Annotated in this window: 18 protein-coding genes; 8 read left to right on the top strand and 10 right to left on the bottom strand. The window is 37.2% G+C overall.

What is annotated here, in order from left to right:
- The first annotated feature begins 8 nt into the window (after positions 1-8).
- Genes relA through AC27H3_RS01375 form a run of 3 tightly spaced genes read left to right on the top strand, consistent with a single transcriptional unit; the run spans position 9 to position 3,867 of the window.
- On the top strand, positions 9-2,210 hold the full coding sequence (gene relA / locus AC27H3_RS01385) for a GTP diphosphokinase (RefSeq protein WP_487103106.1): 2,202 nt from the start codon (positions 9-11) through the stop codon (positions 2,208-2,210).
- A 17-nt stretch (positions 2,211-2,227) separates the two neighbouring features.
- Positions 2,228-3,034, top strand: coding sequence for a nucleoside triphosphate pyrophosphohydrolase (mazG, locus tag AC27H3_RS01380; protein WP_487103104.1), 807 nt, complete (start codon positions 2,228-2,230; stop codon positions 3,032-3,034).
- 32 nt (positions 3,035-3,066) lie between these two features.
- Positions 3,067-3,867 carry an enoyl-CoA hydratase-related protein gene (locus tag AC27H3_RS01375; protein WP_487103103.1) on the top strand — a complete coding sequence of 267 codons (801 nt, stop codon included), beginning with the start codon at positions 3,067-3,069 and terminating at the stop codon, positions 3,865-3,867.
- Between the two features lie 113 nt (positions 3,868-3,980).
- Here AC27H3_RS01375 and ltaE read toward each other — a convergent pair whose 3' ends face one another.
- Positions 3,981-5,012 (bottom strand): low-specificity L-threonine aldolase, encoded by a 1,032-nt coding sequence (ltaE, locus tag AC27H3_RS01370; protein ID WP_487103101.1) that lies wholly within the window; start codon positions 5,010-5,012, stop codon positions 3,981-3,983.
- A gap of 149 nt (positions 5,013-5,161) precedes the next feature.
- The gene (locus AC27H3_RS01365; RefSeq protein ID WP_487103100.1) at positions 5,162-5,890 is read right to left on the bottom strand and encodes a YebC/PmpR family DNA-binding transcriptional regulator; all 729 of its coding nucleotides are present in this window, start codon (positions 5,888-5,890) and stop codon (positions 5,162-5,164) included.
- Between the two features lie 154 nt (positions 5,891-6,044).
- Here AC27H3_RS01365 and AC27H3_RS01360 point away from each other — a divergent pair, with 154 nt between their 5' ends.
- Positions 6,045-6,692, top strand: a complete 648-nt coding sequence (locus AC27H3_RS01360; protein WP_487103098.1) for a hypothetical protein — start codon at positions 6,045-6,047, stop codon at positions 6,690-6,692.
- 50 nt (positions 6,693-6,742) lie between these two features.
- Complete coding sequence (locus AC27H3_RS01355) at positions 6,743-8,383, top strand: M28 family metallopeptidase (protein ID WP_487103096.1); 1,641 nt, start codon at positions 6,743-6,745, stop codon at positions 8,381-8,383.
- Between the two features lie 179 nt (positions 8,384-8,562).
- Here AC27H3_RS01355 and glsB read toward each other — a convergent pair whose 3' ends face one another.
- Together glsB and AC27H3_RS01345 are read right to left on the bottom strand one after the other, a co-directional pair.
- Entirely contained in the window at positions 8,563-9,495 is a 933-nt protein-coding gene (gene glsB, locus AC27H3_RS01350; RefSeq protein WP_487103094.1) for a glutaminase B, read from the bottom strand.
- Positions 9,496-9,959: 464 nt separating this feature from the next.
- The gene (locus AC27H3_RS01345) at positions 9,960-10,475 is read right to left on the bottom strand and encodes a hypothetical protein (RefSeq protein WP_487103092.1); all 516 of its coding nucleotides are present in this window, start codon (positions 10,473-10,475) and stop codon (positions 9,960-9,962) included.
- A 403-nt stretch (positions 10,476-10,878) separates the two neighbouring features.
- On the opposite strand from AC27H3_RS01345, the gene AC27H3_RS01340 reads away from it, so the two are divergent.
- Both AC27H3_RS01340 and AC27H3_RS01335 read left to right on the top strand, forming a co-directional pair.
- Positions 10,879-11,796 (top strand): histone deacetylase family protein, encoded by a 918-nt coding sequence (locus tag AC27H3_RS01340; RefSeq protein WP_487103090.1) that lies wholly within the window; start codon positions 10,879-10,881, stop codon positions 11,794-11,796.
- A gap of 476 nt (positions 11,797-12,272) precedes the next feature.
- Positions 12,273-12,878, top strand: a complete 606-nt coding sequence (locus AC27H3_RS01335; protein WP_487103089.1) for a MarC family protein — start codon at positions 12,273-12,275, stop codon at positions 12,876-12,878.
- A gap of 373 nt (positions 12,879-13,251) precedes the next feature.
- Here the strand turns inward: AC27H3_RS01335 and AC27H3_RS01330 are convergent, their stop codons facing one another.
- The 3 genes from AC27H3_RS01330 to AC27H3_RS01320 all read right to left on the bottom strand — a co-directional run bounded on the left by AC27H3_RS01330 (position 13,252) and on the right by AC27H3_RS01320 (position 18,263).
- Positions 13,252-14,124, bottom strand: coding sequence for a LysR family transcriptional regulator (locus tag AC27H3_RS01330; RefSeq protein WP_101685906.1), 873 nt, complete (start codon positions 14,122-14,124; stop codon positions 13,252-13,254).
- Positions 14,125-15,150: 1,026 nt separating this feature from the next.
- Positions 15,151-16,779: an AMP-binding protein gene (locus AC27H3_RS01325; protein ID WP_487103087.1), complete on the bottom strand. Its 1,629-nt coding sequence runs from the start codon at positions 16,777-16,779 to the stop codon at positions 15,151-15,153.
- 68 nt (positions 16,780-16,847) lie between these two features.
- Complete coding sequence (locus AC27H3_RS01320) at positions 16,848-18,263, bottom strand: coniferyl aldehyde dehydrogenase (RefSeq protein ID WP_487103085.1); 1,416 nt, start codon at positions 18,261-18,263, stop codon at positions 16,848-16,850.
- 242 nt (positions 18,264-18,505) lie between these two features.
- Here AC27H3_RS01320 and AC27H3_RS01315 point away from each other — a divergent pair, with 242 nt between their 5' ends.
- The gene (locus tag AC27H3_RS01315) at positions 18,506-18,649 is read left to right on the top strand and encodes a hypothetical protein (RefSeq protein WP_487103083.1); all 144 of its coding nucleotides are present in this window, start codon (positions 18,506-18,508) and stop codon (positions 18,647-18,649) included.
- Positions 18,650-19,078: 429 nt separating this feature from the next.
- Here AC27H3_RS01315 and AC27H3_RS01310 read toward each other — a convergent pair whose 3' ends face one another.
- Genes AC27H3_RS01310 through AC27H3_RS01300 form a run of 3 tightly spaced genes read right to left on the bottom strand, consistent with a single transcriptional unit; the run spans position 19,079 to position 22,154 of the window.
- Entirely contained in the window at positions 19,079-20,269 is a 1,191-nt protein-coding gene (locus tag AC27H3_RS01310; RefSeq protein ID WP_487103081.1) for an alginate export family protein, read from the bottom strand.
- Between the two features lie 60 nt (positions 20,270-20,329).
- Entirely contained in the window at positions 20,330-21,196 is an 867-nt protein-coding gene (locus AC27H3_RS01305; RefSeq protein WP_487103079.1) for an ABC transporter ATP-binding protein, read from the bottom strand.
- Positions 21,197-21,206: 10 nt separating this feature from the next.
- Positions 21,207-22,154: an ABC transporter permease gene (locus tag AC27H3_RS01300; RefSeq protein ID WP_487103523.1), complete on the bottom strand. Its 948-nt coding sequence runs from the start codon at positions 22,152-22,154 to the stop codon at positions 21,207-21,209.
- Positions 22,155-22,235: the final 81 nt, after the last annotated feature.

The raw sequence follows: 22,235 nt of genomic DNA, 5'->3' as shown, positions 1-22,235 counted from the left end.
GGAGTTTCATGGTTTCTGTACGTAAGTCGCATCAAATGTCACAAGCAAGTTTTGAACAGTGGCTAGTTGCGCTTGAATTAGATAATGACAAGAAAGCAGCATTAGAAAAATTGTATGCGAAAGTAAACGATTTATTTGATGCGAGTACTCCTTGCCAAACTAAATCTTTAGAGATGGTAGAAATACTGTCTGCCTTAAACCTTGATACCGATTCACTATGCGCCGCCTTTATTTGCCCTTTATATGAATATGAATGCATTAGCCTTGAGTATATTGAAGAGCATTTTTCGAAAAAAATATATTTGCTTTGCAAGGGCGTAAGCCAAATGGAAGCAATTAAGGCTCTTAATCAATCACAATCTAGCCAAGTAAGTGCTAATCAAATTGATAATGTGCGCCGTATGCTATTAGCTATGGTGGAAGATGTTCGTGCTGTGGTTATCAAATTGGCCGAACGTTTATGTCACCTACGTTTAGTTAAAAATAGTGATGAAGAAACCCGTGTTTTGGCTGCGAAAGAAACCAGTAATATTTATGCACCTTTGGCCAATCGTTTAGGTATTGGACAGTTAAAATGGGAACTAGAAGATCTTTCTTTTCGTTATTTACACCCGAATGTATATAAAACCATTGCAAAACAGCTAGATGAAAAACGTCTCGACAGAGAGCAGTACATGACTGACTTTGTTGCTAATATTGCAGAACAGCTGAGATCTAGTGGCATAAAAGGTTGCGTTTATGGCCGACCAAAACATATTTACAGCATTTGGAAAAAAATGCAGCAAAAGTCGCTGGATTTTGAACAGTTATTTGACGTGCGAGCCGTACGTATTGTTGTTGATGAATTACAGGGCTGTTATGGCGCACTAGGGTTAGTACATACCAGCTGGAATCATTTATCAAAAGAATTTGATGATTATGTCGCGACACCAAAAAGTAATGGCTATCAGTCAATTCATACTGTTGTTATTGGCCCTGAAGGTAAAACGATAGAGATCCAAATAAGAACTCAGCAAATGGATGATGATGCCGAATTGGGCGTTGCAGCCCATTGGCGCTACAAAGAAGGTAATGCCAGTGGCAAAACCTCAGGTTTTGACGAAAAAGTAAGCTGGTTAAGAAAAATTCTACAGTGGCAAGATGATGTTTCAGAAAGTGGCGAGTTACTTGATGAGTTACGTAGCCAAGTGTTTGAAGACCGTATTTATGTTTTTACCCCAAGCGGTGACGTAGTCGATTTACCAAGCGGTTCTACACCGTTAGATTTTGCTTACTATATTCACTCAAACGTTGGCCATAGCTGTATTGGCGCAAAAGTATTTGGTCGAATTGTACCTTTTACGCACACCTTACGTACAGGCGACAAAGTTGAAATTCTGCGCAGTAAAACCTTAAACCCAAGTCGTGATTGGTTAAACCCAAGTTTAAAGTATCTTCATACTTCGCGCGCTAGGGCAAAAGTTCAGCATTTTTTCCGTTTACTAGACCGAGATAAAAACCTCGCTGCTGGTAAAGAAATGTTAGAAACCGCGTTAGGTAAATTACAACTGTCATTAGCAAAAGTTGATTTATCAGTAGCAACAGAGCGCTTTAATTTAACCACTAATGATGACTTGTTTGCTGCTATAGGCTCAGGCAATACCCGTTTGTTACAAGTGGTTCATTGTTTACAGCAACAAGATGAAAAATCAAAACCTGAAGTAGAGATTGATCCGCAAAGCTTAATTCGTCAGCCACAACAAACTGATACGCAAACGGGCGATAGTAATGGTATTACAGTTTCTGGTGTCGGCAATTTATTAACCCACATGGCTAAATGTTGTCAGCCGGTGCCAGGTGATGAAATACTCGGTTTTATTACCCAAGGTCGGGGCATTTCTGTACACAGAGTTGATTGTGACCAACTTGCCAATTCACTGAACCAGCAACCCGAGCGTGAAGTAGAAGTGCAGTGGGGTGGTAGCAACAATAAAAGTTATCAAGTTAGCATTAATATTATCGGTGGTGATCGCCAAGGCCTACTCAGAGATATATCAACAATTATTTCTAATGAAAGAGTCAGTATTATTGGTATTGAAAGTAACACTGATAACGCCAAACAAAGTATGAGCATGACCATCAAAGTAGAAATTGCTAACAATGAAGCTTTAACGCGATTATTAGCAAAACTTAAACAGTTAGATGATGTTACTGAAGTTAAAAGATTATAGGCGGAATATTTAAAATAATGTTAAACGAAAAACCCTCAATAGATAAACTTCGTTGGATAATGGCTGAGTTACGTGATCCTGAAACTGGCTGTCCATGGGATTTAAAACAAACCTTTGCTTCTATTATTCCGCATACGCTCGAAGAAGCTTACGAAGTTGTTGATGCCATTGAGCAAGAAGACTTTACTGAGCTTGAAAAAGAGCTAGGTGACTTACTGTTTCAAGTGGTGTTTTATAGCCAACTTGGCGCAGAAGAAAAGCGTTTTGATTTCGACAGCGTTGTAAGCGCCATTTGTGAAAAACTAATTCGTCGTCATCCTCATGTGTTCGCCACTAGTGACTTTACATCTGATGCTGAAATTAAAGCCAATTGGGAAAATGAGAAAGCTAAAGAACGTCAACATAAAAACAATGATAATAATTTAAGTATTTTGGCTGATATTCCACGTAATTTACCGGCATTATCGCAAGCGGCAAAAATTCAAAAACGCTGTGCACATGTTGGTTTTGATTGGGACAATATTGATGATGTTTTTGCGAAAGTAGAAGAAGAGGTTTTAGAGGTCAAGGCAGAGCTGCATCGAGATAATACTGCTTTGGCAGAAGAGTTAGGTGACTTAATGTTTGCTGTGGTTAATTTATGTCGTCATGCTAAGCAAGATCCCGAAGTATTATTACGCCAAGCGAATAACAAATTTACTAAGCGATTTCATGGTGTTGAAGCACAAGTAAATAATACTAATAAAAGTATGGAGCAACACACGCTAGATGAACTTGAAGCATTTTGGCAACAAGTGAAAGTTTCAGAAAAACCATCGTATTAGCATCACTATTCAACCCACATCTTGAGGTAAATATGAATTCTGTACCTGAGTTAGTCGATAGCCAAATAACACTACATAATCAAGTTGTTACCTTAACTTTCAATCGCCACGATGTGCGAAATGCGTTAACGGGTACGACAATAGCAGATGATATTGTAAACACAGTTGAATGGATTAATAAAACACCTGAAATAGCGGTATTGATTATAACTGGCGCTGGTTCTGCTTTTTCTTCAGGTGGCAATATTAAAGATATGGCTGAACGTGCTGGCGACTTTGCTGGTGATGTACAAGCACTTGAGCGACGTTATCGAGAAGGTATTCAGCGTATACCTCTAGCGCTACATAAGTTAGAAGTGCCTGTTATTGCGGCGGTAAACGGACCAGCTATAGGCGCAGGTTTTGACATTGCCAATATGTGCGATATTAGAATTGCCTCAACTAAAGCTAAATTTGGCGAAACTTTTGTCAACTTAGGGATTATACCTGGTGACGGTGGTGCCTGGTTTATGCAGCGCTTAATTGGTTATCAAAAAGCGGCAGAGTTAACATTTACCGGGCGTGTTATTAATGCCCAAGAAGCAAAAGAAATAGGTATTGTTTTAGAGATTGTAGCGCCTGATGAATTAATGGAAAGAGTGAACCAACTGGCGAATGAAATGGCGGCTAAGCCTGTTGCTTCCTTACGGTTAACTAAGCGATTAATGAAATTAGCACAACGTACAGAGTTACCCGATTTTTTGGATATATGCGCTGTGTTTCAGGGCATGTGCCATAACAATCCTGAGCATTTAACGGCTGTAAATACCATGATTGAAAAACTGGCTAAATAACTTAGTTCGACATATTAAAAGCTATTAAAAAATTATTTAAAAGGGCAGCTAGTCAGTTGCCACTTTTAATTTCTACTAGTTTTGTAATGACTCAAAATGAGCTACAGATAGCGTTATCTAAGTTGTTCTTTAACTTGCTTTAAAGCGTGGTTTAACTGCTGAATAAAGTTATCGATATCAGTTTTATCAATATCTAAATGTGTCACTAGTCGCATAGGATTACCTGGGGTTAGCAATATATCTTGGTGCTTTAATTTCTCCACTAAGCTCACTACATCGACTGCTGCTGCAAAAGTAGCAAAAACCATGTTTGTTTCAACGTGCTCAAGGTTAACTGAAACATTAGGTAACTGGTTTAGAGCGTTAGCCAAATATTTTGCATTTTGGTGATCTAATGCTAGTTTTTGCGGGTTTTGTTCTAAAGCTATTTTGGCTGCAGCGGCAATAATACCTGCTTGGCGCATACCTCCACCAACAACTTTTCGCCAGCGTTTAGCACTTTTTATTAACGCTTCTGAGCCTAATAATATTGACCCTATTGGAGCACCAAGGCCTTTAGATAAACATATCGACATTGAGTCTACATATTGGCAAATCTCAGTAATATCAACATTTAATGCTGTGGCCGCATTGTAAACACGCGCACCATCTAAGTGTAATGCTAAGTTATGTTGCTGAGTGAACGCGCGCGCTTTTGCCATATACTCTAAAGAAAGCACTTTACCATTAATCGTGTTCTCAATGCTCAGTAACGTCGTGCGGGCAAAGTGCGAATCGTCGGGTTTTATCGCCGCAGTAAGCTTTTTAAAGCATAAAGTGCCATCCGGCTCATTATCGATGGGTTGTGGTTGAATCGAACCTAAAACTGCAGCACCGCCGCCTTCAAATTTATAGTTATGAGCTTGTTGGCCACAAAGGTATTCATCACCACGTTGGCAATGCGCCATTAGGGCTAATAAATTTGCTTGTGTACCTGAGCTACAAAACAGAGCACTAGCAAAGCCGTGACGTTTAGCTGCCCAAGATTCAAGCTCGTTTACCGTAGGGTCATCACCGTATACGTCATCGCCTACTTCTGCATTTGCCATAGCAGTTCGCATTGTTTTACTGGGGCGCGTTACGGTGTCAGAGCGAAAATCAATCATGGTGTACCTTTTTAATTAATTTGAAATAGACAGAGTATTAATGGCGTGCAGCAGCAAAAAACTTCATATTTAAATGAACGCGCAATCCATTTGTTCTAAATAAAAAAGGCATCATATTGATGCCTTAGTTTTAGTCATTGATAATTTGCTTATTCTTCTGGAAGCTCAGCATTGTGATAAATATTTTGTACGTCGTCACAATCTTCAAGCATGTTGATGAATTTTTCGAAATTAGCTAAGTCATCTTCACCTGAAATTTCAGTATAAGTTTGTGGTACCCACGTAATTTCTTCTACTTCAAGCTCAACATCAGCCATGTTTTCTGCAAATTCAGTTTTCAGTTTAAAAAACTCAGTATGCGGTGCATAAACGGTAATAATACCGTCTTCAAGTTCAACATCGGTTACGTCGATATCGGCCATCATTAGGTTTTCTAGTACAACTTCGTCATCTTCACCTTTAAAAGCGAAAACAGCTTGGTGATCAAACATGTGAGAAACGGTACCAGATGAACCAATTTTTGAATAAGTTTTGGTAAAACATTGACGAACATCTTTAATGGTACGATTGCCGTTATCGGTTAAGCAATCAATAATTACCATACAGTTACCAGGGCCAAAGCCTTCGTAACGTGACTCAACGTAATCTTCACCGCCAACACCTGATGCTTTCTCAATTGCTTTTTCAATAACATGCGTTGGCACTTGATCTTTTTTGGCTCTTTCAATAGTACGACGCAATGAAAGATTACTATCGGGGTCTACGCCACCATTTTTGGCTAATACGTAAATCTCTTTGCCGTATTTTGAATAAACTTTAGTCTTTTGACCCGCAGTTTTGGCCATGGATAATTTACGGTTTTGGTATGCTCTGCCCATCTGAATACGTCTCGTTGCTAATGATTAAAATTTCTATGCGCTAGATTCTAACGGGTAGTGTCGGCTATTTCTAGTGCTGAGCTCATTTGAGCTTTCAAATTTTATAATAACATGCAAATATTTACCTATTAGCCGTGCATATTTGAGTAATTATTTGAATATTATATTTGTTGCCGATATTTTTGGTCGTACAGAAGAATTTAAGGCGTTATGTCAGCAAATAACTTCTAATGTTGAGCAAGTGCTTAACCTTAAAAACTCAGTTAATGTTGAATGTCACTTAATAGGGCCATATCAAAAGCAACCTAAGCTGTTCAACTCTGAGCAAGACGCTTATCAGTACTTTACAAAAAATGTGACTTTGCAAGGCTACGTTAAGCACCTTAAGACAGAACTTTCTAAAATATCAGGTATCAATTTTCTGGTGGGTTTTAGTGTTGGAGGCAGCGCTATTTGGCAGTTATGTGCAGAAAATACTGCTAAGCAAAATGTGTTGGCTACTTGCTTTTATAGTAGTCAAATTAGACATATGATGCAGTTAACACCGAATATTGAGACTAGGCTTATTTTACCTATTAGCGAGGAACATTTCTCGGTTGCAGAAATGCGCAGCGTTTTACAACAAAAATCAAACGTTACCATTGAACAAAGCAGCAAGCTGCATGGTTTTATGAATGCGTTATCGCCGAACTATGATAGTAATGCGTATCAACATTACATTAAAAGGCTAACTGATTTATTATCAATAAAATATAACCAGTTCATCACAGAGCAATCATCAACTTCAACCGCAGCCAAATAACCTGTAAAGCTGTATTACCTAAAGTATCGACATTAACCATAGAGTAAATCATGAAATTTAAAATCGTATTTCCCTTCGCTGTTTTGGCTTTGCTAGGATTGAGCGCTTGTGAACAAGCGAGTACCGAGATAAAGCATACTGAGGTAGCGAATACCGAGGCAGCGAGTAGTGTAGAGGTTAACTTAAAGAACCTTCACCAAGATATTAAAATGCTAGCATCTGATGAGTTTGAAGGCCGTGGTCCACTCACTGCCGGCGAGAAGCTAACCATTGAATACTTAGCAAAACAATACCAGTCAATAGGATTAGAACCCGGAAATAAAAGTAGCTTCTACCAAGCAGTACCTATGGCAAAAGTTACACCTGATCAAAATATGCAGTTGGTTATTGGTGAACACAGCTTTGTTGCCGGTCGAGATTTTACCGCACGAACAAAGCAGGTTAATGGCGATATTGTATTAGCGAATTCTGATGTGGTATTTGTTGGTTATGGTATTAACGCACCAGAATACCAATGGAATGACTATGAAAATGTTGATGTAAAAGGCAAAACTGTCGTGGTATTGGTTAATGATCCCGGCTTTGCAACCCAAGATAATACGCTGTTCACTGGTAATGCCATGACATATTACGGCCGTTGGACTTATAAATACGAAGAAGCCGCTCGACAAGGTGCGAAAGCCGTTTTTATTATTCACGAAACAGCGCCTGCAGCATACCCTTGGAGCGTTGTTGAAAGTTCAAATACTGGCAGTAAATATAGCTTAGTCGATGACGAAAATAATGTCAGTAAGCTCCCTGTTATGGGCTGGATACAACACGCAGTGGCCGATAAAATATTTACCTCAGCTGGTTTATCACTTGAAGACATGCAACTTTTTGCTCTAAATAAAAACTTTAAAGCGGTTAACTTGCAGCAAGCCGCTAATTTAACGTTAAAAAGTGCAATCGAAAATGCTGAATCTAATAATGTTGTTGCAATGATTAAAGGCGAAAGCAGAGCTGAAGAATATATTGTGATTAGCGCTCATTGGGATCACTTTGGCACTAAGCAAACAGCGGAAGGCTTGAAAATATATAATGGCGCAATTGATAACGCCACGGGTAGTGCTGCAACGGTTGAACTAGCACGTATTTTGATGAAGCAACACCAAATCAAACCGTTTCAGCGTTCAATTTTATTTGTTAATTTCACCGCTGAAGAAACCGGTATGATCGGCTCAGAGTTATTTGCTTTAGGTACTATTGTACCGACTAAAAATATGGTCGCCATGTTAAATATTGACGGTATGAACGCGTTAGACGCGGTTGACTATATTTTGCAATACGGTAAAGGCATGTCAGAAATTGAAGGCTATTTAGCTGATGCTGCTGCGAAACAGCAGCGTAAAGTTAAAATGGATCCTCGACCGCAAAATGGTTTATTTTTTCGCTCTGATCACTTCTCATTAGCAAAACAAGGTGTACCCAGTTTATTGTTTATGAGTTTAGGTGATACAGACCCAGACTATATAGCGCATCGTTATCATAAAGAAGAAGATGACTATTCTGCCTCATGGTCGTTGGGCGGCATGGAGCAAGACATAAAACTTATTGCTGATATTGCCAGTACATTGGCCAACAGTAATGACTGGCCTAAATGGCAAGCAGATTCTGATTTTAAAAAGCGAAGAATGCAAGATCAAAAATAAGTAGGTTACTGACTGCAGGCCATTAAGGGGCTAAGTGCTAACTGACTATAGTTAGCACTTTAAGGTCAATTGATTTTAGCTTTTAAAATACTCATTACCTTTAAATACCTCGATTTTTATCGGTAATGTAAAGTCATAAAGCTTCACGCTAACTATAATTTAATCGGGTGTTTAAGGTGTTAGTGGTAAATAGATAAGCCCAACTCTTCAGCTAGGCTCGCGACTAAATTTGTACCAATAACTGAGTTACCAAATGAATTTAGAGGCGGGCTCCAGGTACAAATGACACCATAGTTAGGCACTATGGCAATAACACCACCACCAACGCCACTCTTAGCCGGCAAACCAATAGAAAAAGCAAACTGACCCGATTGGTCGTACATGCCGCTGGTTGATAATATCGCATTAACGCGGTGTGCATCTCTTGGGCTGCAAATAACTTTATTGGTTAGTGGGTCAACACCTTTATTGGCGAGAAAAAGCAAACTAGTTGCTAGCTGTTCGCAACTCATTGCTACCGAGCATTGGGTAAAGTAATGGCTTAATAAGTCAGGTATTTCTGCTTGAATATTACCAAAACTTTTCATCAAATAAGCCAATGCCGCGTTTCTGTTGCCGTGAGCCAATTCAGAATGAAAAACATGATTATCGATAAACACTGACTCGTCATGCGCTAATTTTCGCATAAAACTTAAAAAGGCTAATTTACTGGCAGAAAAATGGCTAGTTAGCACATCAGCAACTAATAAAGCACCAGCGTTTATCACCGGATTTCTAGGAATACCTTTCTCCCATTCTAATTGAATAATAGAATTAAAGGGCTGCCCAGATGGTTCCATATTTACACGTTGCCATAAATCATCGCCAATGCGTTTCATTGCCATTACTAAGGCAAAAACTTTAGAAATACTTTGTATCGAAAAAGGTTCTTGATAATCACCAGCGCCGGCTGTTTTACCGTCAATCGTTGTTACACAAACCCCCATTTTTTTAGCACTAACTTCTGCTAAAGCCGGAATGTAATCGGCGACTTTTCCTTGAGTATAAAAATTTTTTTGTGCGGCGAGTAAGGTTTGTAACTTTACCTGTAAATTAGAAATGTCTTTGATCATATATTGAACTTTTTTGCCTTGATAAACGCTTATAATAAGCTTGCAGGGGCTTTATTATGCACAAAAAGACTTCAATACCCAAAGGTTTGTAAGTTTTGAGTTGGCTGTGATGGAATCGCACATTATTTTATTTATTTTGAAGTGATGAGGATTTAGCTGGTATGAATAGCGTTGCAACGCAATTAAATAAAAACTTGTTGATGTTTACTTAACTGCGTTATTAATGAAAGGCAGCATTACTCATTAAACTGATGATAGCGCTATAGGCTATAATAATGAGTAATGCGCTAGTGTTATTCAACGTCCCACTGACTAATTGAGATATGTTTTATTTCAATTAAGAAAGAGATGGTTTCGTTTATTGTGCTTGCTATGTTACCAATCATGTAAAACTCCGTTTAGTTAAAAATATAATTAAATTGATAGTTAAATTGATAGTTAAATTGATAGTTTATATAGACGTATTAATCAGCTAACTCTGTCATTGTCTCAACTTGTTCAAGTGGTAAAAGTTGCTTGATTTTTTGTAAGTTTTTAACTGTAATTTCATTGTCATCAATTTTTACAGCAAGTTCAAAGTCGCTTAATGCAGCATCTAATTGGTTTTGTCTATATCGAGCTACACCACGGTTACTGTAATTTAACGCGGTTAAATATTTCACCTTGTTACTTTGGCGTTTTACTGACTCTAAGGTATTAATAGCGTCGGTACAGGCTGATTCAGACTTGTTGCTATGACTAAGAGCAGATTGCAAGTAAGCCACACATAGATTCATTTTATTGGCATAAAAGTCTTGAGTTTTTTCACTTGAGGTTAATTTCTTTATACCTGACTCTACTTTACCTTCTGTTAAGTCAGTAGTACCTACAGCGCCTTTAACAACAGCTACTTGAAATATCGAGTTGCTGGCCAAAGTTGAGTAACTTGTACTTAATAACAAAGTGGCTAAGAGTGTGCTTGTTAACATTGATTTTTTCATTTTTATTTCTCTATATTAGTTGCGTATCTAGTTGATACAGCATAAATATAAAGACATGCTCCCTTACTGACAAACGATTAGATTACACCCATCAAGTGAATATAATTCACCTATACTTCAATAGTTTAAAAGAACAGGTTGAATGCTATGTTTCGATGAAAAAAGCAACAATCAATTGAGGTGATTCATGGTCAAACCATAGGCTATGAATAGTTATCTCGCTGACATAATGATTTTTCAGTGATCTAATAACCAGTAAATAGAATAAATCACCTTCACAAGAAAGTATCGAAGCAAATGGCTACGTTTTTTTAAACAGTTCTTGCGTAGCTTTAGATATCGAAAATAGGCAACATTTTAGTTATTATCATTAACGCTTTTTAAATACTCTATAAGTTAAATTATGACACCTCTAGTATTTCACCCTATTTATAGCCAACTTGAATTACCTTTTAGACATAGATTCCCGATAGAAAAATATGTAGGAATACGAAATGCACTTGCCGCTAATGGGGTTCCTAAAGATTGGTTTAAAAAACCAACACCGGTTAATACAGATAATGTAAAAACTGTCTATGATCCTACCTATATCCATCAGTTGATAAATAATCAATTAGATCCTAAAGCGATGCGAAGAATAGGTTTTCCTTGGTCTCAACAATTGATTGAACGAACACTAACTGCTGTTGGTGGAACAATAATGACTGCACAGTTAGCCTTACAACATGGGAAATCTCTAAATTTAACCGGAGGTTATCATCATGCTTTTGCTAACTTTGGCTCTGGGTTTTGCATGATTAACGATTTATATCTAGCCGCATTATCCATGTTACAAAATGATAATATCAACAAAGTACTTATATTTGATGCTGACGTACATCAGGGCGACGGAACAGCAAAGTTAGCATCAAATAACCAGAATGTGTTTACAGTTTCAATTCATGGTGAAAAAAACTTTCCATACCGTAAACAAGTTTCAAATTTAGATTTTGCTTTGCCAAAAGGAACAACAGATGCGCTTTACTTGGAAACAGTAGAAAATGCTTTGAACGAAGCCTTTACTAGTTTTAAGCCTGATGCAGTAATTTACGATGCAGGGGTAGACATTCACTGTAATGATGATCTTGGTCATCTTGATATTTCCACCCAAGGTGTTTTAACGCGTGACAAACTAGTATTTGATTACTGTAAGCTTAAAGGTATACCAATCGCTGCAGTCATTGGTGGTGGTTATCAAAGAGATATTGAAGCATTAGTTAATGTGCACCTTCAACTTTTCATTGCTGCAGGCGTTATTGAATCAGGTGTTCACCTATTATGATGAGCCCGATAAGTAATAATGTGTACCTGACCTATCCACACAAATAATCTATAAAAATCTATAAAAATCAATAAAACAATTTAAAAAAGGGAACATTCAGATGTGTAATGTTTAGAGCTATCGCCAAACAAACAAACACAACCAAATAAAGTAGGGTAAAAATAAGTAGGGTCAGATACACATTAATCTTTAGTTGCCTGTTATTTCCTAAAGAAGCGAGCAAGTGCTCAAGCTTTAAGCTCAACATAAACGTTTCACAGTTACCAAAACCACCAAAACCAATTAATGTGTATCTGACCCTACTTTATATTAAAAGCTGTAGGGCAGTAGCTGACTTCACTTATTATTAAAATAGAAATAAACATAAATGTTCTGATTGTTAAAAGAAAACAATCCAGTTAAAGTATTTTGATTACCAACAATATGCAATAACGAGTAACGCTACAGTCTCGTTAGTTTATAAAAACGAGTTTAAAATGAATCTAGAAATCCACCACGCCATTATAGTTTTCATGGCTTTTTTCGCAATTATGAACCCTTTGGCAAATACAACCGTTTTTCTAGGGCTAGTGGGTGAAAGGTCTAAAAGTGAGCAACGGAAAATCGCAATGAAATCGCTAGTCATTACTTTTTTAATTGTTGTTATATTTGCCGTACTTGGTAAGTCAATATTTCATTTATTCGGCATAACACTTCCTGCTCTGAGAATTACTGGAGGTATTTTAGTCTTTCTTATTGGCTACCACATGTTACAAGGCTCAAGTTCTAAGTTACATACAGCTGAATCTTCTGAAGATACTGATGTTGCTGTCTCGCCTTTAGCTGTCCCTCTTCTTGCCGGTCCTGGTACTATTGCCACTGCTATGAATTATTCAGCGGCAGCAGGAGTAGCTGAAATATTTATTACAATTTTGGCTTTTGCGACACTTTGTATAATTACTTTTTTCTGCTTTGTTTTTAGCTCGAAAATACTTTCACTGGTTGGCGAGAGTGGACTTGGGATAGTTACTCGTTTAATGGGGCTTATACTGGCAGTTATTGGTATGCAAATGCTTATTGTCGGTATAAATTCAGTAATGTAAATCACCATGTTTACAGTAAAGCAGAGTGTATATTAAAAGATTATTTAACTTAAATTTTCTATATCTAGCTTCCACTGTATGTGATTTAACTAAAACAATTAAAAACAACTATGCGCCTAACCAAATTAATGAATGAAGGGGTAGGCTTGTTATATTGGTCGCTTCTTATTCAGTTCAGAGCATGCTCGCATGCTTTTATTGCTTTAAACAAACCTGACCCCACAGGTACCCACAATATTATCTTTGCTGAGTTATGGCTACGTCAAAGCAATAATTAAATTAGAAGATCCACAGTATTATCAGGCTGAGGACACTAAGCTCATTTTGTGTGGTACTTAGCACATAATCACTAAATTGATAACTTGGCGAAAAACTAAATCGAAAAGCTTTCTTTTACCCATTTGGCGAATAAGGTGAGTTCAGCATGGTTGTCCATATTTTCATGTTGAATAAGGTAATACTTGTCATTGGTATTTAATTCTTCGTCAAACAACTTTACTAATAGCTCTTCACTGAACCAGGCTTTACTCATTGGTAAAGGTACAAGTGCTATACCCATGCCTTGTTGTGCAGCTCTTGCAACACCAAACATGCTATCAAACTGAATGATCTGCTTAGGATCAAAATCATCAATATTATTTTTATCAGCCCACTGATGCCAAGACCATGGGCGAGATCTATGTAAAATTAATGGTGTAGTTTTTAAGGCGTCAAAACCAGAGTTCTTTAATTTTTTATACAGTTTTTTATTACAAGCAGGGGCATATCGAATAGGGAATAGCTCTTCCACTATTTTCGCGTTAGGTTTGCCATTAGCAAGTACGATAGATAAGTCTGCTGACTGTGAAGGCTCGCTGCCTGATTTTACCGTTTCTAGCTGTAAGTTAATGGTGGGGTTTTCTTCAGACCATTGTGATAAACGAGGAATAAATAATTCACTAGCAAAAAATTCCGGCAAACTAATCACAATAGTTTGGTTTTGTTGCTTTTGGGTGAACTCAGTTATAGTCGATTCTAACTGGGTAATAATGGGTTGAATAGATTGGTAAAATTGCTTTCCTGCACTGGTAAGCTCAATGGTGCGTGTACCTCGATTGAATAACACGATACCTAATTGTGTTTCGAGTTGTTTTATTTGATGACTAACAGCTGAAGGCGTTAAAAATAATTGTGATGCGGCATGTTTAAAGCTTAAGCATTTTGATGCTACGCAAAAAGAGCGAAGGCCACGTATAGGAGTTTGGATAGACATAATTAATATTTTTTAATGAAGACATGAGTACAATTGCAAAACTCAAGCCGACTTTTAACTTGCTGTTTTTAAATGTTTTATTTTATTTTTGTGCCTTTTTGAAGCTTTAGGGTGCACCATAATAGTGTGCTTGCACCAAAATGAAGGTGTAATAGCAATTGAATTAAATACTTTAATTTAACTTACAAAAATAATAAAAAAAAAGGACATCAAACGATGTCCTTAAAATGAAACAAAATTAACTATGTAAAGTGCGTTTTGTAGAATCGGGGGAGACTCAAAAACAAGTTCATCTTAAGGGCACTTTCCCGGCTCGGCAAACGAGATAATTTCATCTCATAGATGAATTAAATTAATTTGTCGATAAATCATACGATATTGTTTTTACGTTACTTTTTGCTTTTTTCTATATGAGCGGAAAGCGGATAAGTTTCTTTTTTGTGATTTACTTATTGAATTTAAATGGTGATTTTTTATGGGTAAACATATAAAAAACACATAAAAAAAAGGACATCAAACGATGTCCTTAAAATGAAACAAAATTAACTATGTAAAGTGCGTTTTGTAGAATCGGGGGAGACTCAAAAACAAGTTCATCTTAAGGGCACTTTCCCAGTACGGCAAACGAGATAATTTCATCTTATAGATGAATTTAATTAATTTGTCGACAAATCATACGATATTGTTTTTACGTTACTTTTTGCTTTGTTTATTTAGGGGAAATTAAACAGATAAGTTTTTTTGTGATTTATCTATTGAATTTAATTGGTTATTTTTGTGTGTGGGAACGTTAAAAAAAAGCATAAAAAAAGGACACCAAACGGTGTCCTTGAAATGAAACAAATTAACTATGTAAAAACGTTGTGTCGAATCGGGGAAGATCCAAAAACAAGTTCATCTTAGAGTTATTTATTTCAAGCGGCAAACGAGATAAATTCATTTGACAGGTGAAAAAAATTCATCTAATTAAAAATAAAAACTCCCTTTAATTTGCATCTTTAATTTTTGTTTTAAAACGCTTTACCTTAACTCTCTACGCAATAACTTACCGACGGTAGACTTTGGTATTTCGTCAATAAATATTACATGCTTTGGTATTTTATAAGCGGTAAGACTTTGACGACAATGCGCAATAATATCTTGCTCAGTTATGTTTTGTTCCGCTTTTACGATAAAAAGCTTAACGGCTTCACCTGTTCTTTCATCAGGTACGCCAATACAAGCAGACTCTAACACGCCGGGCATTTTGGCAACCTCAGCTTCAATTTCATTTGGATAAACATTAAAACCAGAAACATTAATCATGTCTTTTTTACGATCAACAATGTGAAAGAAACCGTCATTATCAAGCATGGCAACATCACCGGTTTTAAAGTAACCATCGGCTGTCATACATTCGGCAGTTGCAGTGGGGTTATTCCAATAACCTTGCATTACCTGTGGGCCTTTAGCGCATAATTCACCTGACTCGCCATCGGCGACGATATTACCATTGTCATCTCGAATTGAAATGTCAGTATTGGGCATAGGTACACCAATACCTGAAATATATTGACTTTGATCACTGTTGCCAAAGTTTAAGGTGAGCACTGGTGAGGTTTCAGATAAGCCATAGCCTTCATATAATCTAGCGCCAGTAACTTCTTGCCACTTATCCGCTACGGCTTGTTGAACTGCAGCACCGCCACCTACGCACACTTTTAAGGCTGAAAAATCGACTTGATCAAACCCTGGGGTATGCAGCAAACCGTTAAATAAAGTATTTACGCCTGTAAAGGTTGTCGCTCGGGTGTTTTTCCAAATTTCAACAAAACTTTCCATATCGCGAGGATTAGTAACGAGTACATTTTTAGCCCCAAAACAGAAGTAAGCTAGTGTGTTCGCCATTAACGCGAAGATGTGATACATCGGGATCGCGGTAATAACAATGTCATTACCATGGTCGATATGTTTTTTAGTAAACTCTTGATATTGCAAAATGTTGGCAATTAAATTGCCATGACTAAGCATAGCGCCTTTAGAAAGCCCTGTGGTTCCTCCAGTGTATTGAAGGAATAGTAAGTCACTATGTGTTATTGCTGGCGCTGTCAATTCAAGTTGTTCACCTTGTGTTAAGGCGTCAGTGAATTTAATGGTATTAGTTAAGCGTTCGTCGAGCGGAGCACAAGGTAAACCTTTATCGACTAAATCGTCTAAATTTATCGTTATAACGTTTTTCACTTGGGTTTGATCAAGTACGTCAGCTAACATTTTGCTTGATTGAGAAAATATAATAATCGTATCAACTTGGGCATCGTTAAGTTGATGTGTTAATTCTCTAGCTGTATATAAAGGGTTTACGTTAACTTGCACCGCACCAATGCGTATTATGCCCCACATAGCAATAGGGAAACATAGTGTGTTCGGACACATCAGAGCGACACGTTCACCTTTGGCAATAGCTAATTTATTTTGCAAGTAGGCGGCAAAATTACGTGAAAGTTCGTCAACTTGCTTGAAGGTAAGCTCAGTGCCAAAGTTACTGTAGGCGGTTTGCTGATCATACTTAGTGGTTGTTTTATGAAATAAGTCTAATAAAGAATCGTAACGCGATAAATCGATTTCATGCGCAACGTTTTCTGGATAATTTTTCATCCAAGGTTTAGTCATGTTATTTCCTTTCGCAACGGGTTGCATTTAGGCTTGAAAAATAAAGTTAAACAAGCAAAATAAGTTAATTAACGAATAAATAGTTTAAATAAAAGCTGGTGAATTTTATTACCAAATGGTGGGAATAATAATGACCCTAAGCTTATTTTTCCGCGTGAAAATACCGACTTGCCATGTGAGAACGTTTTAAAACCTTCATCACCATGATACTGCCCCATGCCTGATGCACCTATGCCACCAAAAGGTAAGTCGTCTACGGCAACATGAAACGCTGCTTCGTTAATACAAACCCCACCAGCATGGGTATTCAATAATATTTTTTGTTGAACAGACTTATTAAAACTACAAATATATAAAGCCAGTGGACGTGGTTTGCTATTGATATAAGTAATCACTTCGTCAAGGTTTTTATAGCTTATGATAGGTAATAGCGGACCAAAAATTTCTTGCTGCATTACGGTCATATCGTCATTAACATCAGTAATAAGGGTTAAAGGCATTTTTCGTGGCATTTTGTCATTTGTGTTTGTAGCTAAAGGCATAATCTTTGCGCCTTGCGCTTTAGCATCAGCTAATAAGCTATCTAAACGTGACTTTTGACCATCATTGATTATGCAACTGTAATCGTCGTTTTCAGCAATGTTTGGGTACATGCTTTGATAAGCGGTTTGAAAAGCTTCACTTAGTTCATCGACCTTGTTTTCTGGGCAGAAAATATAGTCAGGTGCCACACAGGTTTGTCCTGCGTTTAATACTTTTCCTAATATTAAACGGTTAACGGCGGTTTTTATATCAATGTCATTATCAATAATTGTTGGTGATTTACCGCCCAATTCTAAAGTAACAGGTACTAAGTTTTCAGCCGCGGCTTTCATCACTAATTTGCCTACGCCCGTAGAGCCGGTGAAAAAAATATGATCAAAACTGGTACCTGAAAAAGCCGCCGCCATATCAGCTTCGCCACACACAATAGCGACCTTATGTTGAGGAAAAACCTCAGCCAATAAGGTGGCTAATAACGTATTGGTTTTTGGGGTATATTCACTCATTTTTATCATTGCCGTATTACCTGCGGCAAGTGCTGTGGTTAATGGCCCTAAGGTAAGAAAAACAGGGTAGTTCCACGGCGCAATAATGCCGATAACGCCTTTAGGTTGATAAACTACTTCACCTTTAGCGGGTTGAAATAAAATACCGATATGTTTTTTCTCGGGCTTCATCCACTTTTTGAGTTTTTTAATCGCATAGTTAATACCCATTACAGTGGTAAGAATATCGCCTATTCTTGAGTCTGTGGCACTACGATGACCAAAATCTTGGCTCATGGCATCAATAAAAGCTTCTTGATTATTTATCAGCAGTGCTTTTAATTTTTTTAAGTCGCTAATGCGACTTTGGTAGCTTGGATAAGTATTACTGGCAAAGTATTCTTTTTGTTGTAAAAAAGTATCGGTAAGTGCTGTTTTAGTTATTATTTCGGTCATTACTTTTTATCCTGTTTAGCACTTGCTTTGACTAGTTATGTATTTGCTATAAGTGTTATCGAGCCTAACATTTTGTTAAGTATTACGAATTTCTCCGTCTAAATATCTTCTTAACTGAACTATAAATTCAAATAATGTCATTCATGCTTAAGCGCTGTTAGCGCAGTATTGGAGATATTTACCTCGCACTTAAAATCTATACAAACTTTTATAGTCATATTTCAAATACATGTGGTGTTGATATGAATAACAATGCGGTTATTTCTAAAAGTTTTCAAGTAATTAATAACAACGCAATATATCTCAGCGAAAGTATTTTAGAGGCAGGTACTTTTAACGGCGATCTTATTGGCTGTTTCTGTATTGGTATTAGTTATTGTACTTAGAGAGGAAAGATTGCCGATATGGCTCAAATATAATAGTTAGCTGTTATAACTTTATGCATATTGAGAGACTTTTTTGCTGTTTTTATATTAAAGCGTTTAAAAATAATTTGAAATGTTCAGATATATTTTGGTATTCAATTAAGGGGGTCGAGGTATAAGAAATGTGCTTCGTATACAAACTAAGTTTTTGTAATATTAGGCGTTAAATTAATAAGCTAAGTTAGTTATGCTAATCTAACGTTTAAATGGCGCTAGATTAGCATTGCTAAAAAAAATATCAAAAAAGCATATATTGGTAAACTGGGGGTTATTATTTATCGGTTACTAAATTCCAGATAATTAATTAAGCAATATGCTTTTTTTAGCGCCTCAAAACCCCTTTTTATATAACACAGTAAACTGAGGCTAGATTAATGCTTTACTCTTTGATTAAAACTTAGCACCTACCCAAAGCCAAACTTTATCTGTATCAACTTTACCTGCGGTTGAGTCTCCTGCAGAATATGCGGCGTACTTTATACCTGCACTATATTTTTTCGCAAACTTCTTCGCGTAAACCGCGTTAATTTCGGTGCCTAAATCATCAACATTTTCTGTTGCCTCGTCAGCAGAAAAGTCATGTACGGCAATTGTCCAGCCGCCACCAAATGCTTTGCCTGAAATTGAGGCATATAAATCGACTAAACCCTCTTTTGGTGTGCCTAAAAATTGATCTGACCAACCATTGAATTTATGCAAAGTCGCTAGGGGTGTTGAAAAACCAAACATTGCATCGTCACTGCCCAGTATTTCAGCACCTAATTTAACGGTTACTGTATCAAAGCTGTAGCCGCCTTCAAGCGCCATATAGGTTACAGAATAGTCTGTTGTGCTACTGTCAGCGTTTTGCGTAGCAATTTCAGCGTAGTATGAGAATTTATCTTTTTTGCCTTTAAAGTTAGCACCAAAAGTGTCTAAGCTGTTTGACGTGCCATTATCAACTTCCAATAAGTAGCTGTATGCCGTTAGTTGTCCGTGATCTGTTTTATAAGAAAGGTTTAGTAAATGATCTTTTGAGTCTATATCTTTAACTTCGCCAAAAATACGATTACGTTTAGTGAGGTAACTGTAGCTAGCTTTTAAATGCTTTGATGCCTTATAAACTATGGTTGCTGCATCAAAAGTTTGTCTATCTTGACGCCATCCTACATGACCAACATAACGGTGATTGTCTAAGGTGATTACTTGGCGACCCACTTTAGCGGTTACTTTGCCTTGTTTATATTGCACATAAGCTTGATCTACTTCTGTTGTTTCAGGATCGGCAACAACTGAGTATTGGGTATTATTGCCAGTGGCATCGTTATAACTATCTGCACCAAAAACTTGCCTTGAATCTTCAAATTCAACAACACCGGTAAAGCCATTATAGCTGGCAGTGGTGTGTGTTAAACGTGTTCTTAATGTTAATGCTGAAGCATCTTTTAATGCATTGTCTTGATCAACGGCTTCATAACGTAAGTTTAAATCAAGGCTGGTTTTAGCTTCGGTTTCAGTCTCGTTATTTGCGTTAGCCGAAATACTGGTACTTGCCAATAAAATTAATAGGCTAATTTTTGAAAGTTTATCTGCTGATTGCATGGTTTATCCCTTAATATTTTATTTTTAAATTGGTTTATTATTTTTTTATTTTGCTATTGTCTAAGCAACATTAGATGTTTTTTCTTGTTCTTCTTCGGCTGTTGTAGTTTTCGGTATTACTTCAACTTTGCGTTGTTTTTCATATAAAAATTTTAAAACTGCGGAGCGGAGTCGGTTATATTCAGGATTTTCGGCTAGTGCTAAACGGTTTCTTGGGTGCGGTAAATTAACCTCTAAAATTTCACCTATGGTTGCTTCTGGTCCGTTGGTCATCATCACTATGCGATCAGACAATAAAACGGCTTCATCTACGTCATGGGTGATCATAATTACGGTATTGTTTAATTCCTTTTGAATTTCCATTAACGAGTCTTGCATGTGTGCACGGGTAAGCGCATCAAGAGCACCAAAGGGTTCATCCATCAGTAATACTTCAGGTTGCATTGCTAATGCTCTCGCAATACCAACACGTTGTTTCATGCCTCCTGATATTTCATCTGGACGTTTATGCATGGCGTGATCCATGTGCACTAATTTTAAATTGTGTTCAATCCAATCTTTCTTCTCAGCCTTTGTCATGGTTTTACGAAAAACTTGGTCAACGGCTAGCTCAACGTTTTGATAAGATGTTAACCATGGCAATAATGAATGGTTTTGAAACACGACGGCACGTTCAGGGCCCGGTTCATTCACTTCTTTATTTTTCAGTAATACTCCGCCTTTAGTGGCTTGGTGAATACCAGCAACAATATTTAAAACGGTAGATTTACCGCAGCCTGAATGGCCAATTAGTGAAATAAACTCGCCTTGTTTAATTTGAATATCAACATCTTTTAAGGCAGTAAAACTACCGCTTGGTGTCGGAAACTCCATATCAATACGGCTAATATTTAAAAAATGTTCTTCTGAATTTTGTGTTGTAGTCATCATAATTTCCTTAAACCGTTGCGCTTGATTTATCCCAAGATACTTTGCGTTGTAGCATCAGCATAATTCGGTCTAGCAAGAAGCCGATAAAGCCAATAACGATTACTGCGGCCATAATGCGTGCTAGTGAATTTGAGCTGCCATTTTGGAATTCATCCCAAACAAATTTACCCAAACCAGGATTTTGTGCGAGCATTTCTGCCGCAATTAATACCATCCAAGCCACACCAAAAGACAATCTCATGCCGGTAAAAATCATGGGCACTGAAGCAGGTAATACTATTTTTTTTATGTGCGTTAATGTCGGTAGACGTAAGACTTTACTGACATTAAGCAGATCACTGTCGATTGAAGAAACACCGATCGAGGTATTAATTACCATGGGCCATAAACTACATAAGCTAACGGTGATTAATGAGGTTAAAAATGATTTAGATACTAATGGGTCGTCTGATACATAAAGCGCACTGACAACCATAGTGACCAGCGGTAACCAGGCTAGTGGTGAAACCGGTTTAAATATTTGTACTATAGGGTTCATGGCAGAGTTTAATTTGGCACTGAGTCCCATCCATATACCTAGCGGTATGGCAATAATTGCAGCAACTAAAAAACCACTGGTTACGGTTATTAAACTGGTAAATATTTGGTCAACAAATGTTTCTTTACCTGTGTATGCTCTGATTTTAACGACAGCATCTGGGTTTTTTTCAAGTTTTTTCGCGTTGCGTTTTTCTTGTCTTTCATAGAAAGCTTCAGCTTTTTTTCTTTCAGCAATATGTTCGTCGTACAGTGTAGAAAATTGTTTAACAACGGCATTTGGCCCCGGGAATTCCCCTAACGATGTATGGATACTTTGCGCTGTTATAGACCATAATGCTAAAAATATAGCAATACCGACAGCGGGTAGAAGTAGTGCGTTTGATACTGTGTTAAGTACGCCTTTTAAGGTTTTCATTATTTTCTCATTGGTCGTTAAACGATTGATAGTTGCGGTTGTTAAACTCATGTTTAATTCCTCTAAATACATACGTTAAGT

This window comes from Colwellia sp. NW0002-52-1, assembly GCF_057550865.1.
This window is presented reverse-complemented; position numbering and strand designations above follow the sequence as displayed.